This window comes from Paraburkholderia sp. SIMBA_053 (assembly GCF_046534895.1).
GTDB classification, from domain to species: domain Bacteria; phylum Pseudomonadota; class Gammaproteobacteria; order Burkholderiales; family Burkholderiaceae; genus Paraburkholderia; species Paraburkholderia caledonica.
In genome coordinates, this window is the sequence record NZ_JAWRXU010000500.1 from 1 (window position 1) to 281 (window position 281).

Below are 281 nucleotides of genomic sequence, written 5' to 3' on the forward strand. Positions count from 1 at the left end.
CAGATTAGAACCCGTAAAGTTTTCGGCATAGATATTGACTGTATCTCCAATATTTATCTTTTCTAACACCTTCTTACGTACATTGGTTTTAATTGTTACATCACCCTGTTTAACCATTAAATAATTAGATCCCTTTTCAATTACTTTACCTGTTTGCTTATTATTTTTTTCAATAAAGGGTTGAGTAGTATTGTTTTGAGGTTTATCAGTTTGTACAATTGATTGTTTTACTTTAGAAATTGAATCTGCAGATGCAATGGTTACATCGTGCATACCAATCT

General features: G+C 30.6%; 1 protein-coding gene. It reads right to left on the reverse strand.

The features are described from left to right. Window positions 1-281: hypothetical protein (locus SB753_RS36610; RefSeq protein ID WP_410805015.1), on the reverse strand; the 281-nt coding region annotated here is incomplete at both ends.